16 protein-coding genes are annotated in these 16713 nt (G+C 65.9%); 6 read left to right on the plus strand and 10 right to left on the minus strand.

The window, feature by feature from the left end; all coding sequences use genetic code 11:
- The first annotated feature begins 29 nt into the window (after positions 1-29).
- Both MC375_RS14070 and MC375_RS14075 read left to right on the plus strand, forming a co-directional pair.
- Positions 30-977 carry a TIM barrel protein gene (locus MC375_RS14070; protein ID WP_242104021.1) on the plus strand — a complete coding sequence of 316 codons (948 nt, stop codon included), beginning with the start codon at positions 30-32 and terminating at the stop codon, positions 975-977.
- 149 nt (positions 978-1126) lie between these two features.
- Positions 1127-3010, plus strand: coding sequence for an ABC transporter ATP-binding protein (locus MC375_RS14075; RefSeq protein ID WP_242104022.1), 1884 nt, complete (start codon positions 1127-1129; stop codon positions 3008-3010).
- Positions 3011-3033: 23 nt separating this feature from the next.
- Here the strand turns inward: MC375_RS14075 and MC375_RS14080 are convergent, their stop codons facing one another.
- Complete coding sequence (locus MC375_RS14080; RefSeq protein ID WP_242104023.1) at positions 3034-3597, minus strand: DUF488 domain-containing protein; 564 nt, start codon at positions 3595-3597, stop codon at positions 3034-3036.
- Positions 3598-3692: 95 nt separating this feature from the next.
- On the opposite strand from MC375_RS14080, the gene MC375_RS14085 reads away from it, so the two are divergent.
- Complete coding sequence (locus MC375_RS14085) at positions 3693-4079, plus strand: hypothetical protein (RefSeq protein ID WP_242104024.1); 387 nt, start codon at positions 3693-3695, stop codon at positions 4077-4079.
- Positions 4080-4140: 61 nt separating this feature from the next.
- Positions 4141-4935 (plus strand): ferredoxin--NADP reductase, encoded by a 795-nt coding sequence (locus MC375_RS14090; protein ID WP_242104025.1) that lies wholly within the window; start codon positions 4141-4143, stop codon positions 4933-4935.
- A gap of 12 nt (positions 4936-4947) precedes the next feature.
- Here MC375_RS14090 and MC375_RS14095 read toward each other — a convergent pair whose 3' ends face one another.
- The 3 genes from MC375_RS14095 to MC375_RS14105 are packed head-to-tail and all read right to left on the minus strand — an operon-like array spanning position 4948 to position 7849.
- Positions 4948-5325 (minus strand): hypothetical protein, encoded by a 378-nt coding sequence (locus MC375_RS14095; RefSeq protein ID WP_242104026.1) that lies wholly within the window; start codon positions 5323-5325, stop codon positions 4948-4950.
- Between the two features lie 9 nt (positions 5326-5334).
- Positions 5335-5817, minus strand: coding sequence for a glutathione peroxidase (locus MC375_RS14100; RefSeq protein WP_242104027.1), 483 nt, complete (start codon positions 5815-5817; stop codon positions 5335-5337).
- Position 5818: 1 nt separating this feature from the next.
- Entirely contained in the window at positions 5819-7849 is a 2031-nt protein-coding gene (locus MC375_RS14105; RefSeq protein WP_242104028.1) for an amidohydrolase family protein, read from the minus strand.
- A 363-nt stretch (positions 7850-8212) separates the two neighbouring features.
- Here MC375_RS14105 and MC375_RS14110 point away from each other — a divergent pair, with 363 nt between their 5' ends.
- Positions 8213-10459, plus strand: a complete 2247-nt coding sequence (locus tag MC375_RS14110; protein WP_242104029.1) for a M3 family metallopeptidase — start codon at positions 8213-8215, stop codon at positions 10457-10459.
- Positions 10460-10589: 130 nt separating this feature from the next.
- Here the strand turns inward: MC375_RS14110 and MC375_RS14115 are convergent, their stop codons facing one another.
- On the minus strand, positions 10590-11879 hold the full coding sequence (locus MC375_RS14115) for a glycerophosphodiester phosphodiesterase family protein (protein WP_242104030.1): 1290 nt from the start codon (positions 11877-11879) through the stop codon (positions 10590-10592).
- 133 nt (positions 11880-12012) lie between these two features.
- Between MC375_RS14115 and MC375_RS14120 the strand changes: the two genes are divergently transcribed.
- Positions 12013-12909: an NAD-dependent protein deacetylase gene (locus tag MC375_RS14120; protein ID WP_242104031.1), complete on the plus strand. Its 897-nt coding sequence runs from the start codon at positions 12013-12015 to the stop codon at positions 12907-12909.
- Here the strand turns inward: MC375_RS14120 and MC375_RS14125 are convergent.
- The 5 genes from MC375_RS14125 to rpsF form a co-directional block, all read right to left on the minus strand.
- Complete coding sequence (locus MC375_RS14125) at positions 12888-13526, minus strand: hypothetical protein (protein ID WP_242104032.1); 639 nt, start codon at positions 13524-13526, stop codon at positions 12888-12890. The two genes, MC375_RS14120 and MC375_RS14125, sit on opposite strands and share 22 nt — an antisense overlap.
- Positions 13527-13566: 40 nt before the next feature.
- Positions 13567-14970, minus strand: a complete 1404-nt coding sequence (locus MC375_RS14130; protein WP_242104033.1) for a replicative DNA helicase — start codon at positions 14968-14970, stop codon at positions 13567-13569.
- Positions 14971-15314: 344 nt separating this feature from the next.
- Positions 15315-15767 (minus strand): 50S ribosomal protein L9, encoded by a 453-nt coding sequence (rplI, locus tag MC375_RS14135; protein ID WP_242104034.1) that lies wholly within the window; start codon positions 15765-15767, stop codon positions 15315-15317.
- 148 nt (positions 15768-15915) lie between these two features.
- Entirely contained in the window at positions 15916-16146 is a 231-nt protein-coding gene (rpsR, locus tag MC375_RS14140) for a 30S ribosomal protein S18 (protein ID WP_027080006.1), read from the minus strand.
- Between the two features lie 12 nt (positions 16147-16158).
- On the minus strand, positions 16159-16581 hold the full coding sequence (gene rpsF / locus MC375_RS14145) for a 30S ribosomal protein S6 (RefSeq protein WP_242104035.1): 423 nt from the start codon (positions 16579-16581) through the stop codon (positions 16159-16161).
- Between the last annotated feature and the right edge of the window lie 132 nt (positions 16582-16713).

Here is a 16713-nt window from a genome sequence, read left to right on the forward strand (position 1 = left end):
ACACCCCAATCGATTCGCAGGAGTTCCGGATGCAGCGTCGTCGCTTCCTTCAATCCCTGGCCGCGTTCACCGTCGCCTCGGCCGCGCCGCTGGCGCCTGTCTTCGCACAGTCGCAGGCTGAAAGCCCGGCGCCGGCGACCGCCAGCAAGTTCCGGCTCAAGTTCGCGCCCCATATCGGCATGTTCGAGGCCTCCGCCGGCAAGGACCCTGTCGACCAGGTCCGCTTCATGGCCGACCAGGGCTTCACGGCGTTCGAAGACAACGGGCTGATGGACCGGTCCGTGGCGGTGCAGGAAGGCATTGGCAAGGTCCTGCGCGAGAACGGCATGACCATGGGCGTGTTCGTGATCGATGCCGGCGACAACTGGAAGGTGTCCTACGCCACCGGCGCGAAAGAGTTCGCCGACCGCTTCGTGCGGCGTTGCCGCGAGGCGCTGGATGTCGCACGCCGGGTCGACGCGAAGTGGATGACGATCGTGCCCGGCTTCTTCGAGACCAAGCTGCCGCTGGGCGTGCAGACCGGGCACGTGATCGATGCGATTCGTGCCGGCGCCGAAGTATTCGAACCGCACGGGCTGGTGATGGTGATGGAGCCGCTCAGCGACACGCCGGAACTGTTTTTGCGCACTTCCGCGCAGTCCTACGAGATCGCGCGTGCGGTGAACAGCCCCGCTTGCAAGATCCTCTACGACATCTATCACATGCAGCGCAACGAAGGAAACCTGATCGCGCACATCGACCTGTCCTGGGACGAGATCGCCTATTTCCAGATCGGCGACGTACCCGGCCGCAACGAACCGGGCACCGGCGAGATCAACTACCGCAACGTGCTTGCGCACGTGCACGGACGCATGCGCAAGGAAGGCCGCGACTTCGTCTTCGGCATGGAGCACGGAAATTCGCAGCCGGGCGTCAACGGCGAGCAGCGCGTGATCCAGGCCTATCGCGAAGTCGACGTGGGGGCCGGTACCGCCTAGGGGCGTACACGCGGCCGGCGCGTTTGCAGATCCCGGGCCTGCGGGCTTGCCAGCGGTACGGCAGGGAGCGCGCACCGACCGGTTGATCGCGCTCGACCGCCAGCGCCGCGACACACGAAATTCGCGCGCGCCTGCCGCACAATGCATCGATGCCCAGCCCGTTCCCCGACCCGGCCGCCGCGTCCAACCCCAGGCGGCAGAATCCCAGTCTGAGGGAACGGGTCAGCGCGCTGAAGAACCTGCCGCCGTTCCTGCGCGAGATCTGGGCGACCAGCAAACCGCTGACCACCGCCAGCATGGGCCTGCGCCTGGTGCGCGCGCTGCTTCCGATCGTGACCCTGTACGTGGGCAAGCTGATCATCGACGAGGCGGTGCGCCTGGTCGGGGCCGGCGTGCGTTTCGATTCGCTGCAGGCGGCATGGGAGGGCGGACAGCTCAGCCATCTGCTCGCCCTGCTGCTGGCCGAATTCGCCCTGGCGATCGTTTCCGATCTGCTCGGGCGGCTGGTGAGCTACGCCGACTCGGTGCTGTCGGAGCTGTTCACCAACGCCACCAGCATCCGGCTGATGGAGCATGCGGCCACGCTCGACCTGGAAGATTTCGAGGATCCGGACCTGCAGGACAAGCTCGACCGGGCGCGCCGGCAGACGATGGGCCGGATGAACCTGATGAGCCAGCTGTTCGGACAGGCCCAGGACGCGATAACGGTGGCGGGCTTCGCCGCGGGACTGCTCATCTATGCGCCGTGGCTGATCGTACTGCTGGCGGTCGCATTGATCCCCGCCTTCATCGGCGAGTCGCATTTCAATGCGATGAATTATTCGCTCAACTTCCAGTGGACGCCCGAACGCCGGCAGCTGGAATACATCCGCCAGATGGGCGCGAGCGTGGAGACGGCCAAAGAGGTCAAGATTTTCAACCTCAACCGTTTTTTCATCACTCGCTTCCGCGAACTCTCGGCCAAGTTCTTCGCCGCCAATCGCGCCCTTGCCCGCCGGCGCGCGTTCTGGGGCACGCTGCTTGCGGCGTTGGGGACACTGGGTTACTACATCGCCTACGCCTACATCGCCTGGCGCACGGTCAGAGGCGACTTCACCATCGGCGATCTGACCTTCCTCGCCGGCAGCTTCCGGCGCCTCCGACAACTGCTGGAGAGCCTGCTGATCGGCTTTTCGCAGGTAGCCGGCCAGGCGTTGTACCTGGACGATCTGTACTCGTTCTTCGAGATCGAGCCGGAGATCCGCAGCCGGCCCGGCGCGCTGCCGGTGCCGCGGCCGATCGCACAGGGCTTCGTGTTCGAAAACGTCGGTTTTCGCTATCCCGACGCCGACAAATGGGCGCTGCGCGGCCTGGACTTCCAATTGAACGTTGGCGAAGTACTGGCCCTGGTGGGCGAGAACGGTGCCGGCAAGACCACGCTGGTGAAACTGCTGGCGCGGCTGTACGACCCGGACGAAGGGCGGATCCTGCTTGATGGACGCGACCTGGGCGACTACGACCTGGAGGACCTGCGCGCCAACATCGGCGTGATCTTCCAGGACTTCGTGCGCTATCACCTGACCGCGGGCGAGAACATCGGCGTGGGCCAGGTGGAAGACATGTACAACCGCGAGCGCATCCGCGACGCCGCGCATCGGGCGATGGCGGACGAGGTGATCGACGGGCTCCCCAACGGCTACGACCAGCTGATCGGGCGCCGCTTCAAGACCGGCGTGGACCTGTCCGGCGGCCAGTGGCAAAAGATCGCCATCGCCCGCGCCTACATGCGCGATGCGCAGGTGATGATCCTGGATGAGCCGACCGCGGCGCTCGACGCACGCGCGGAGTACGAGGTGTTCAAGCGGTTCAAGGAACTCTCGGAAGGGCGCACCGCGGTGCTGATCTCGCACCGGTTCTCCAGCGTGCGGATGGCCGACCGGATCCTGGTGCTGGCCGAAGGCAGGCTCGAGGCGTCTGGCACGCATGCACAGCTGCTGGCGCAGGGCGGGCGCTATGCGGAGCTATTCGAGCTGCAGGCAGCAGGTTACCGGTAGCGCGCCTACCAACGCGACCGCGGTCATCGAGGCCCGGGGGGTTCGAACAGCTCGGGTTGCAGCGCCGACGTCGCGGCGTAATCCAGCCGGCCCGCGTCGTCGATATGCGCCGCCGAGGTGAACGGGTGTTCCTCGCTGCGTCCCAGCGCCGAGAGATGGATCACGTGCCAGCCATGGGCCTTGAGATCGTCCGAGATCAGGGCGCGGTGGCAGCGCCACCAGACCGCTTCGGCGCACGTGACCGCGGTGCGCTGGGCCGTCGCCATGGCCATCAGGCGATCGCGCGCGGCGGCGTATTGCGGCGTCTGCATGTAATCGGCGTAGCCGCGGAAGGCCGCGCTGCGCCAGGCGGTATTGGCCGAATCCGGCCGCGGGCGTCGCCGCCCGCCGAGCTCCGGCATCGACAGGTATTCGATACCCAGCGCGGGCAACGCCTGCGCCATTGCCTCCCCGGAATATTGCGGATGCCGACGCGAGCCGGGGAACCGGCGCACGTCGGCCACCGCGGTGATTTCGGCCTCGCGCAGCATGGCGACGAAGGCGTCCCACGGACGTATCGAGTGGCCGATGGTCCACAGCGTCGGCATGCGGCGAGCATACGCCAGCCGCGCGGAGCGCCTGTCGACGCGGCTGTCACCGCGCGGTTGCTAGCTTTCCACAGTCCCCGCACGGAGGGCCGCCCATGGATGTCTCGCCTACGGCAGGACTGCAGCTGCTGCAGACCGCAACGGTGCTGTTCGCGATCGGCGCCCTCGGCGGCGTCGCCATGGCGGCGATTCGCTTCGCTCGCAGCGCCAATCCCCCCGCGTGGCTCGCCATGCTGCACGGTCTGCTCGCCGCGGCGGGACTCACGCTCACCGGCTATGCAGTCTTCGCCCACAATGCCGACGGCACCGCGCCGTCCGCGTTCGGCCTGCTGTGCATCGCGGCCGTCGGCGGCGCCGTCCTGAGCCTGCGTTACAAATGGAACAGGATCCTGCTACCTGCCTGGCTGGTGCTCACCCATGCCCTGGCTGCGGTCGCCGGCTTTGTGTTGCTGGCCTACGGCGCCTTCTTCGCGACCAGCTGAATACGGCGCGCAGCGGGCTGTAAAATAGCCGCTCCGCGACCCCGCAACTCGGCCCTGCCGCATGTCCTCGCCGTTCGGCACCGAAACGGTGCTCGACGTCCGTCACTGGACGGACGACTATTTCAGCTTCACCACCACCCGCGACGACGGATTCCGCTTCGAGAACGGCCAGTTCGTGATGATCGGCCTGGAAGTCGATGGGCGCCCGCTGATGCGCGCGTACTCCATTGCCAGCGCCAACTGGGAAGAGCAGCTGGAATTCTTCAGTATCAAGGTCCCCAACGGGCCCCTCACCTCGCGCCTGCGCGATATCGTGCCGGGCGACGCGATCCTGATCGGGCGCAAGCCAACCGGCACATTGCGCATCGACGACCTGCTGCCGGGACGCAACCTGTACCTGCTGGGCACCGGCACCGGGCTGGCGCCGTGGCTGGCGGTGATCAAGGATCCAAACACCTACGAGCGCTTCCAGCGTGTGGTGCTGTGCCACGGCGTGCGCAACGCACGGGACCTGGCGTATCGCGACTACATCGTCAACGAACTGCCACGACACGAGTTCCTGGGCGAGCAGATCGCGGCCAGTCTGCGTTACTACCCGGCGGTATCGCGCGAGCCCTTCCAGTTCGAAGGACGCGACCAGCGCGGGCGCCTGACCAGCCTGATGGAGAGCGGGCGGATGATGCAACAGCTCGGCATCGAGCCGCTGGACCCGGCGCATGACCGCGCGATGGTTTGCGGCAGCCCGCAGATGCTGGCCGATTTTCGCGCCCTGCTCGATGCGCGTGGCTTCGCCGCCGCACCGCGAATCGGTGTGCCCGGGCAGTACGTGTTCGAGCGGGCATTCGTCGAGAAATAACCGCAGCCGCCGCTAGCTCTCGCCGTAGCGCAACCAGATCTCGGCCAGCGCCTCGTGCTCGAACACCTTGGCCTCGATTCCTGCCTCGCGGGCGAAGATCTCGCAGTATTCGATCGCCTGCAGTCCGGCCGGCTTGACGTGGGCGATGCGAAGGCGCTGCAGACCCTCGTCCTGCGAGGCGGTCACCAGCTGCAGCCAGTCGGCCTCGCCCAGGGGCTCGCCGCGCAGCTCATCGACCAGCAGCAGCAGCTTCGCGTCGCGCTCCCTGGCCTCGCGCGCGATCTCGCGCCAGTAGCCGATGGTCGCTTCCAGGCTGGAGACGCCGGTGACGTGGGCGTGCAGGACGCCCTCGCGCAACGCGAAAACGATGGCGTACTCCGCAGCGTCCATGTCCACACCTCAACCCAGGGCAGCCTCGATGTCCTTGGCCAGCGATTCGGGGGTATCGGTCGGCGCGTAGCGTTTGACCACCCGTCCATCGCGGCCGACCAGGAACTTGGTGAAGTTCCACTTGATCGCGTCGATGCCGAGGAAGCCGCCCTTCTCGTCCTTCAGCCACTTCCATAGCGGGTGTGCGCCGGCGCCGTTCACCTCGACCTTGCCGAACATGGGGAAATCCACGTCGTAGGTCAGCGAGCAGAAATTCCTGATCTCGGCCTCGTCGCCGGGTTCCTGGTGCCCGAACTGGTCGCACGGGAAACCCATCACCACCAGGCCGCGATCCCGATACTGCTGCCAGAGCTTCTCCAGCCCGGCGTACTGGGGGGTGAAGCCGCACTTGGACGCCACGTTGACGATCAGCAGCACCTTGCCGCTGTAGTCGGCCAGCGCAGTGTCGTGGCCGTCGATGTCGGTGGCGCTGAAATCGTAGGCGGTGGTCACCTCACCGGCTCCCTTGCAGCCGCACCGGCTCGGCGAACGGCTTGATGCCGAGCTCAGTATGGATTTCAGACGGGTAGTACACCGTCTCGCCCTTGATCACCGTCGTCACCTTGCGGATGTCGGCGATGTCGCTGGTGGGATCGCCATCGACCAGGATCAGGTCGGCGCGCTTGCCCGGCGCGATGCTGCCCAGCTCTTCCAGCACCTCCGAATATTTCGCTCCGTTCCAGGTAGCGACCTGCAGCGCCTGGGCCGGGGTCAGCCCCGCCTTCACGTACAGCGCCAGCTCGTGCTGCAAGGTGAACCCAGGCACCTCGTCGGTGCCCGCGACCACCGGCACGCCGGCCTTGTAAGCGCGGCCGACGAACTCGACCATCTTGTCGAAGGACTTCTGGTAGCGCACGCCGGTCGCCTCGTCCGGGATGTCCATTTCCGCGGCACGCCGGCTGCGCTGCACGTCCGGCGGGATGTGATCGGGTACGTCGGCGAAGATCGGCGACAGTTCGCCGTTGCGCTGATGCAGGAACTCGAACGTCGCCAGGGTGGGATCGATCACGATCTGCTTCTGCGCAAGCGTCGTGATGAAGTCCTGCACCGGCTTGGAGTCGAGGTCGAGGTCGGCTACTCCCTTCGCCGGCAGGTAGAAACGCTCCAGCGTGCGGGTGTCGGTGTCCGGCTTGACCAGGAAGTTCAGCATCAGCTGGTTGATGTGCTGGACCTCGTCGTAGCCGGCATCGAGCGCATCCTGGGCGCGCAGGAACACCGGGACGTGCCCGCTCACGCGCAGCCCTTTCCCGTGGGCGTAGGCCACCGTGTCCTTGAGGATGTCCTTGGGAAACGAGTTGTAGATCTTGATCTGCGGATACTTGTTGGCCGCATACCAGTCCACCGCCTTCTTCGCCTCGTCCAGGTTGCTGACGACGAAGCCGTTACGCGCGGACTGCTTGCTCTCGCCCTCGATGAAGCCGGCCGCCACGATCCGTGGCATCAGCAGGGTGCCGTCGCGCTCCTCGGCCATGACCTGCTGCAGGGTCTTGTTGTCGTTGCCCATGTCGCGCACCGAGGTGACGCCGGAGGCGAGCTGCAGCCCGCCGCTCCAGCGGTCCATGTGCGTGTGCATGTCGAACAGGCCGGGCAGCAGCACCCGGCCGCCGGCATCGATGACGTGGTCGGCAGTGCCCTGCCCGCTCGTGGCGGCAACAGACACGATGCGGCCGTCGCGGATCAGCACGTCCGACGCGGCGCCCAGGGTGGCTTTTTCGCTGTCGAACACGCGCGCGTTGCGGATCAGGGTGCTGCCTTTGATCGGATGCGCCAGGCGCTGTTGCAGGTCGACCAGGGCCTTGCTCTCGGCGGTCTTCTGGGTCGCCTCAAGCGCATCGGCATTGGCCTGCCAGCCCTCTTCGATCAGCTGCAGGAATCCGGGAAAGATGAAGGCGAACAGGCGCGGCTTGGCATCCGCGGTCGCCCAGACGAACTGCGGCGTGAAACCCACGCCAGTGATCGCCAGCAGCTGCACCTGGCGCTTGTCGTTGCCGTTGATCACCTCGGCTTCGCCGACCTTGCGCATGGTCAGGGTCCCGCTCGGGATCAGCGGCAGCTTGCCGTCGGCGCGCGCAGCCAGCGCAGCGATCGCGACCGATCCGGACTGCGGCGTGCCGCCGAGCGGCGAGTACTGCGCCCCCGCCGCGATCTCCTGCTCGCCTTCGTCCGAGGTGGATTTCCAGACCGCCTTGCCGCCTTCGAGCCGGAAGGTTTCGTCGATCTTCGCGCCGAACGTGCTCGCGCCGGTAACCTGATAGGTCCGGTAGGTGCCGTCCGGATTGAGTGTGTAGGTTTCCTTCAGCTCCGGACCGCGCCCGTTGTCCTTGAAGATGAAATCGACGCGAGTGGTGCCGTCGTCGCCATGGACCACGGTCTGCTGACCGGCCTGTTTGCCGCCGTCGACCAGTGCCACGTACTTGAGGGTTTCCGCCGACCAGGCCGGGGCGCTCAGCGCCAGTGCCAGCAACGCGATGCCACAACGCTTCATCAGGATCTCCAGGACGAAAGGCGGAGCGTTTCCGCGGAGGAAACGCGTGGCGGCTGCTCGCCGCCATCCGCGCATTGTGCTCCCTCCGCGACTGGACCGGAAACCTGCCCCTTTGCGAAAACGGTGCAGCGCGGCAAGCTCGATGCTCGGCGCGTGGCGCCTGTCCGGTTTGCCAGCCTCCTGCACGGTTGGCGATCGTCGCCTCCCTTGCAGGGCGGAATCAGATCCCCGATGGAAACGGTTCCGGCCGTGCCCTCACGGAATCGGCGCACGGACCGCGCGCCGCCGACCGTGCCTTTCGTCATGGGCTGGCTACGGGTGGTTCCGGTAGCCTTGCCGGACTTGTCCGTTCAGGATCATCCCATGAAGCATCCGCTCGCCCTGGCATTGGCCATCGCGCTCACCGCCAGCTCGCCGCTTTACGCCCAGGAATCCGACCAGTCCCCCGCGCCCGTGAATACCGCCACCAGCTCCGCACCCGAAAGCACCCTTCAAACGAGCGTGTTCGACAGCGACAGTCCGCTGCCGCTCAACTACCCCCAGTTCGACAAGATCAAGGACAGCGATTTCGCCCCCGCCTTCGACGCCGGCATGGCTGCGCAACTGAAGGAAGTCGAAGCCATCGCCGACAACCCGGACAAGCCGACGTTCGACAACACCATCGTCGCGCTGGAGAAATCCGGGCGCACGCTGGACCGCGCCACCACCGTCTTCTTCAATCTGGTCGGCGCCGACACCAACGACGCGCGCGAGCAGCTGCAGACCGACTACTCGCCCAAGTTCTCCGCCCATCGCGACGCGATCACGCTCAACCCCAAGCTGTTCGCGCGGATCAAGACCCTGTACGACGGTCGCGCCGGGCTGGGCTTGGACGACCAGGGCCTGCGCCTGGTGGAACGCTATTACGAAGACTTCGTGCGCGCCGGCGCCGCGCTGTCGGAAGCGGACAAGACGCGCATCCGCGAAATCAATACCGAGGCCTCCAAGCTCGGCACCCAGTTCAGCCAGAACGTGCTGGCGGAAGTGAACGATTCGGCCGTGGTGGTCGACACCAAGGAAGAGCTCAAGGGCCTGACCGACGAGCAGATCGCGGGTGCGGCGGAAGCTGCCAAGAGCCGCAAGCTCGAAGGCAAGTACGTCATCGCCCTGCTCAACACCACCGGCCAGCCGCCCGAATCCCAGCTGGAGAACCGCGCGCTGCGCGAGAAGCTCCACAAGGCCTCGGTCGCCCGCGGCAGCCGCGGCAACCAGTGGGACAACACCGCGATCGTCTCCAAGGTCACCAAGCTGCGCGCCGAAAAGGCCAAGCTGCTCGGCTACGGCACCTGGGCCGACTTCGTGCTGGCCGATGAAACCGCCAAATCGCCGGCCAACGTCAACAAGATGCTCGGCCAGCTGGCGCCAGCGGCCGTGGCCAATGCCAGGAAGGAAGCCGCCGACCTGCAGGCGATGATCGACAGCGAGCAGAAGGCCAAGGGCGAGCCGACCTTCCAGCTCGAACCCTGGGACTGGGCCTACTACACCGAAAAGGTGCGCCAGGCCAAGTACAACTTCGACGAAGCGCAGCTCAAGCCCTACCTAGAGATGAAGAACGTGCTGGAGAACGGCGTGTTCTACGCGGCCAACCAGCTCTACGGCATCAGCTTCAAGGAACGCACCGACCTGCCCAAGTACCACCCGGACACCTGGACCTACGACGTGTTCGACAAGGACGGCAAACAGCTGTCGATCTTCATCTTCGATCCCTATGCGCGCGAGTCCAAGCGCGGCGGTGCGTGGATGAACACCTACGTGGGCCAGTCCGAGCTGATCGGCAACAATCCGGTGGTCGCCAACCACCTCAATATCCCGAAACCGTCGGCCGGCAAGCCGACGCTGCTGACCTGGGACGAGGTCACCACCACGTTCCACGAGTTCGGCCATGCCCTGCACGGCTTCTTCTCGGACGTGAAGTACCCCTACTTCACCATGAACGTGCCGCGCGACTTCGTGGAGTATCCCTCGCAGGTCAACGAGATGTGGGCCGATTGGCCGAGCGTGCTGGCCAACTACGCCAAGCACTACCAGACCGGCGAGGCGATGCCGAAGGAACTGCTGGACAAGGTGCTGGCGGCTTCGAAATTCAACCAGGGCTTCGCCACCACCGAATACCTCGGCGCGGCGCTGCTCGACCAGAACTGGCACCAGGCCACGGCCGACCAGCTGCCGGACGCATCGGGCGTGATGGGCTTCGAAGCGGCCGCGCTCAAGAAGGACGGTGTCGACTATCCGCCGGTGCCGCCGCGTTACCGCACGCCTTACTTCAGTCACATCATGGGCGGCTACGCAGCCGGGTACTACGCCTATATCTGGTCGGAAGTACTGGACGCCAACACGGTGGAATGGATCGAGCAGCACGGCGGCCTGACCCGCGAGAACGGCGACCGCATGCGCCAGTACGTGCTCGGCCCGGGCGGCAGCATCGAGGCGTCGAAGCTGTTCACCAACTTCGCCGGGCACGAGCCGAAGATCGAACCCCTGCTCAAGAAGCGTGGCCTGGACGCGACCACCAGCGACGATGCACCTCCGGTTGAAGCGCCGACCGAGCCTGCCGCCGAAAGCGGGAAGTAAGCGCCGCCCCCTTTGCGAACGAAACCGCCCGGAGCGATCCGGGCGGTTTTTTGTCCCAGTCGGAACGGCTCGGTTTGCCCGTCATCCCGTGAGTCGCTTGTGAGCATCCCTGCACGAATCGGCAATCCAGTCAGGGGCTGCTGATGTCGAGGAAGATCTCGCGGGCCGCCACGCCGATGTCCGGCTGGTCGATGAAGAACCCCTGCACGCCCAGGCCGTAGAGCTGCACGGCTTCGGCCATGACCGACTGCGCAATGCCGCCCGGCGTCTGCGCCAGGTAGCTTTCCTCCGCGCGCAGCGTGTACGGGTGCACCTGCAGGCCCGCCTTCAGCGCCCAGCCCAGCATGGGATGGACCAGCCCGGTGCCGCTGCTGCCGAGTTCGGCCTTGCCGTCGCCGTTTGCGTCGACTTTGGGGTCCAGGGACACGCGCGGCAGCAAGCTACCCTTCCATGGCCCGACGCCGCTGGCGTAATTGGCCTTCATCCAGTTCAACGACGCTTCGGTGGCGAGCGCGCCGTACGTCGTCTCGCTGTCCAATCCGCCCTCGGCGACGTTCGCCAGGCCGCCATAGATGGCGTGCATGTCGCCGCCGTGGGCGGCGTGGTAACGCACGTCGTAAGGGCTGGCGTCGTTGAAATCGTCGTAAAGCTGCACCAGCGGGAACGACACGCCGCGCGCGGGCATGATCGAACGCTTCAATTCCAGCAGGTTGGCGACTTCGAAACTCTGGATGAAGACCCGCCGTGGATCGGTGAAGCCCTCGGCCACCAGCGTCTCCACCAGCTTGGCGCCGAGCGAGACGTGGATCGGCGTACCGTCGAGCCGCCGTCCTTCGGACGCGAAGTAGGTGGGATGCTTGGTCTCCGGATAGACCCCGATCGGACGCCCGGGACGGCTCTCGCGCTTGGCCAGCCGGATCACCTCGGCGAAGGTCGGCACCTGGAACTGGCCGTCGTAACGCACGTTCTGCGGGCGCACCGCCGGAATCCGCTCCTTCGCGCGCAGGGTCTTGAGTTCGGCCAGGGTGAAGTCTTCGGTGAACCAGCCGGTGATGCTCACGCCGTCGACGAGTTTGGTGGTCTTGCGGTCGGCGAACTGCGGGCGGGTCGCGACGTCGGTGGTCCCGGAGATCTCGTTTTCGTGCCGCGCCACCAGCACGCCGTCCCGGGTGGCGACCAGATCGGGCTCGATAAAATCGGCGCCCTGGCGGATCGCCAGCCGATAGGATTCGAGCGTGTGCTCCGGGCGGTAGCCGCTGGCTCCGCGGTGGCCGATCACGATCAGGCCCTGGTGATCGCTTCGGTCGGCGGGCGCAGTCTGCGTGTGGGCGTCGGCGCGTGGCTGTGCCGCGCACGCGCCGAATGCGGCCAGACCGAAGCCGGCCAGTGCAATGGCTTGGATGGCATGTCGCAGGGGCATGATGTCGTCCTTCTCTGGAGGGGGATGCCGGTCCCCTGTCAGCCGGCGCGGCCATGCTGGACGTGCAATGTTGCGTCCGCTTTACGCGCAGGCCGGCACGGCGCGCGAGTGCGGATGGCGTTAGCATCGTGGCGTGGATCTACCCCTTGCCCACGCAGATGCCGATCCGGTTGCGGCATTGCGTCGCTGGATCTCGGACCACCAGCGCATCTTCGTGCTGACTGGCGCGGGCTGCAGCACCGCGTCGGGCATTCCGGACTATCGCGACCGCAGTGGCGCGTGGAAGCGCTCGCCGCCGGTCACCTGGCAGGCGTTCACCGGCGATCCGGACGTGTATCGCCGCTACTGGGCGCGAAGCAGCATCGGCTGGCCACGTTTCGTGCAGGCGCAGCCCAATGGCGCTCATGCGGCGCTGGCGCAGCTGGAAGCATCCGGGCGCCTGGCGATCCTGGTCACGCAGAACGTGGACGGCCTGCATCAGCGCGCCGGCAGCAGGCAGGTGATCGATCTGCACGGACGCCTGGACGGCGTGACGTGCCTGGGGTGCAGTGCGCGCCTGCCGCGCAGCGCCGTGCAGACGGCGATCGTGCAGCGCAACGCCGGGTGGCGCGCTGGAATGTCTGATGTCGCGCCCGACGGCGATGCGGATATCGACGAAGCCGCCACCGCCGCTTTCTTGCCGCCGCGATGTGAAGCCTGCAACGGCCTGCTCAAGCCGGATGTGGTGTTTTTCGGCGAAAACGTGCCGCGCGAACGCGTCCTGCGCGCCCAGTCGGCCCTGCAGGGCTGCGACGCGATGCTGGTCGCCGGTTCGTCGCTGATGGTCTATTCGGGCTACCGCTTCGCGCTTATGGCTGCACAGGCAGGGTTGCCGCTCGCGATACTCAACCGCGGGCGCACCCGCGGCGACGACCTGGCCACGTTACGGGTGGAGGCCGATGTGGGCGACGTATTGAGCGCTGCCACCGCTGCGTACGCGAAACCGCACCGTGGAGTCAGTCACCAGCGTCATTTGCATTCGCCGGCATAGATATCGGTGTAGTCCAGCACGACCTTGACCGCCGACCGGCGCATCTCCAGGCCATTCGGATACCTGGCCAGCGTGTCCCTGGGGCCTCGGAATACATCGCACCAGCGGCCCACGTCTTCCGATTGCGCGACCACCAGCGCATGGAGCAGCGCGATGGCGAAGAATTCCGGCGCCTGCCGGCGGGCCTGCCAAAGCAGCGCTTCGGCCCGCCTGGTTTCGAAGTAATCGTCCATCGCCCAGAGGTAGCCGACCGCAAACAGGACCCGGCTCGAGCCCTTTCCCGTCTTGAAGCGGTCGAACGCCCGGCGATCGGTGACCTTGAGCCTGCGCAGCAAACGCACATGGTTGTCTTTTCCCTCCGTATCCCAACCCAGCGCGTTGATCACGGCTGCGGCTTCGTCGTAGGACGTGCCTGGACTGAGGATGTAATCGGCGAGAGCGTCGTCGAGCACGCGTGCCTGGGCCGCTTTGCGGACTTCCGGCAGGTCGAGATAGGCCTGGTGGAAATCGGTCGAGGTGAGCGGCGAGTCCGCCTGCGCGGGCTGCGGACACAACGCCACAACGAGCAGCGCACACGTGAGCATGCCAGCGGGGAAATGACGTGACGATACCCGCATCGAACCGCCTCCCTGCAATGCGTTGCGACCAGCCCGGATGCTACTCGAAACTGCCCACCGAATCGTGCGCCAGGTTGTCGAAGCGGGTGTATTCGCCGAAGAACTTGAGCTTGAGCGAGCCGGTCGGGCCGTTACGCTGCTTGCCGATAATGATTTCGGCCAAGCCTTTGTCCGGCGAGGCGTCCTTGTTGTAGTACTCGTCGCGGTAGATGAACACGATCACGTCGGCGTCCTGCTCGATCGCGCCCGATTCGCGCAGGTCGGCCATCACCGGGCGCTTGTCGGTGCGCGTCTCCAGCGAACGGTTGAGCTGGCTCAGCGCGATGACCGGCACGTTGAGTTCCTTCGCCAGGCCCTTGAGCGAGCGGGAAATCTCGGAGATCTCGGTGGCGCGGTTCTCCTGGTTGCCCGGCACCGCCATCAGCTGCAGGTAATCGATCACGATCAGGCCCAGGTCGTGCTCGCGTTTGAGCCGGCGGGCCTTGGCGCGCAGCACTTCCGGCGACAGCGCCGGCGTGTCGTCGATGAAGATGCGGGTATCGCGGATCAGGCGGATCGCACTGGTCACGCGACTCCAGTCCTCGTCCTCCAGCTGGCCGGTGCGCAGGCGGGTGGCGTTGACCCTGCCGACCGAGGAAATCAGGCGCAGCGCCAGCTGGCTGGCCGACATTTCCATCGAGAACACCGCCACGGCCTTCTTGGTCTTCATGGCCGCGTACTCGGCCATGTTCAGCGCCAGCGTGGTCTTGCCCATCGACGGGCGCGCGGCCAGGATCAGCAGATCGGTGGGCTGCAGGCCGGCGGTCATCTCGTCGAATTCGGTGTAGCCGGTCGGCAGACCGGTGATGCCGCCGCCGTTGGCATAGCGCGTCTGCAGCACGTCGAAGGCCTCGGCCATCGCCTTGTTGACCGGCGTGAAGTCGGTGCGGCCACGGGCGCCGGCCTCTGCAATGGCAAAGACCTCCTGCTCGGCCTTGGCCAGCAGCTCGCTGCTCTCGCGGCCCTCGGGCTGGAAGCCGTCGTTGACGATGCCGGTGCCGACCTCGATCAGCTGGCGCAGGATCGCCTTGTCGCGCACGATCTCGGCATAAGCCTTGATGTTGGCCGCGGACGGCGTGGTGCTGGCCAGTTCCACCAGATACGCGCCGCCCGCCACCTGTTCGGCCAGGCCCTGCGATTCGAACCACTCGCCCAGGGTGACCGCGTCGTAGGGCTTGCTCTTTTCGGCCAGCTCGCGGATCGCGCGGTAGATGAGCTGGTGGTCGCGCCGGTAGAAATCGCCTTCGGTGAGCTGGTCCGCAACCCGATCGAATGCTTCCGGCGCCAGCATCAGGCCGCCGAGCACGGCCTGCTCGGCTTCGATCGATTGGGGCGGTACCCGAAGCTGTTCGATCTTGCTGTCGGACCGACCGTAGTCGGAACGCAACCCCTGGCGTGCGCTCATCAGTCGTGCGACTCCCTCGAACGGACCGTCGTTGCGGCCCGGTTGTTGTTGTTCTTGTCGAGCGTGCTCGTGTGAAGCGGGCATCGTAGGTCGGATGGCTGTGAACTGACGACGGAACAAGCTGTGGATAAACCGACTCACAGATAGACGGTCGCCGTCTCACCCGTCGCGACTGCCGTGTTTCACGGCTGCCTGCCGGTCAGCACGGCAGTCCCAAGCGCTCTTGATCTTCGCCGAGTCGCCAACGAATACGGACACTTGTTACTGGATGGCATCAAAAGCAGAACGGGCGCCTTGCGGCGCCCGTTCCAGTGCAATGCGATGCGTTCTGGCTGTGGCCGCGATCAGGCCGCTTCCGGCTCGATCAGCACCTTCACCGGCGTTTCGACGTCCGCGTGCAGGTGCAGCAGGACCTCGTATTCGCCGATGTGACGGAACGCGCCCTCGCCCAGCACGACTTCGGACTTCTCGACCGGCGTGCCCGCCTTGGTCAGGGCGTCGGCGATCTCGCGCGGGCCGACCGAGCCGTACAGCTTGCCTTCGGTCGAGGCGTTGGCGTAGATGGTCACGCTCGCGCCTTCGAGCCTGGCCTTGCGGCCTTCGGCGCCGGTCAGGGCTTCCTTGGCCTTGGCCTCGTACTCGGCGCGCTTGGCCTCGAACTCGGCGACGTTGGCGGCGGTGGCCGGCACGGCCTTGCCCTGTGGCACCAGGAAGTTGCGGCCGTAGCCCGGCTTGACGTTGACCTTGTCGCCGAGATTGCCGAGGTTCACGACCTTCTGCAGAAGGATCAGTTCCATTTCATTGCTCCGTATTCGTTAGCGGCACGGGGTGCCGCAACGGTTGCTGTCCGAATCGGACGGTCGATCATGTAGGAGCGCCGCTTCGGCGCGATCAGGGCTTCGACGAAACTCAGGTCGCGCCGAAGCGTCGCTCCTACACGAGGCGTTACACGTTGTGGTTGTCGGTATACGGGATCAGGGCCAGGAAGCGCGCACGCTTCACCGCGGTGGCCAGCTGGCGCTGGTAGCGCGATTTGGTGCCGGTGATGCGGCTGGGCACGATCTTGCCGTTCTCGGTGAGGTTCTGGCGCAGGGTGTTGAGATCCTTGTAATCGATCTCCTTGACGCCCTCGGCAGTGAACTTGCAGTACTTGCGGCGGCGGAAAAACTTGGACATGGGAGCGGTTCCTTAGGCGGCTTCGGCGGCGTTGTCGTCGGACGCTTCGACAGGGCTGATGCCCACGCTTTCGTCCTCATCGCGGCGGCGACGTTCGGGCTTGTCGCCCTTCTCGTCCTTGTTCTTCATGATCAGCGACTGCTCGGTCACCGCGTCGTCGCGGCGCATGACCAGATGGCGCAGGACCGCATCGTTGAAGCGGAAGCCCTCCACCAGCTCGTTGAGCACCGACTGGTCGGCCTCGACGTTGAACAGCACGTAGTGGGCCTTGACCAGGTTGTTGATCGGATAGGCCAGCTGACGACGGCCCCAGTCCTCGAGCCGGTGAATCTTGCCGTTGCCGTTTTCGATCAGCGACTTGTAGCGCTCGATCATCGCCGGCACCTGCTCGCTCTGGTCCGGATGGACCAGGAACACGATTTCGTAATGACGCATCTTGTTTTCCTTGTGGATGCCGGCATGCCCGGATCTGGCCGGACCGGCAGCTCCCCGGTGCCCGGGCTTGGGCGCGGTGGAGCAAGGGCTCCCCGACGGCGGGCCGCGGGAAGCCGGAAATTATGGCAGGTT

This window comes from Lysobacter sp. M2-1, assembly GCF_022662495.1.
In the GTDB taxonomy this organism is placed as follows: Bacteria; Pseudomonadota; Gammaproteobacteria; order Xanthomonadales; family Xanthomonadaceae; genus JAKPBU01.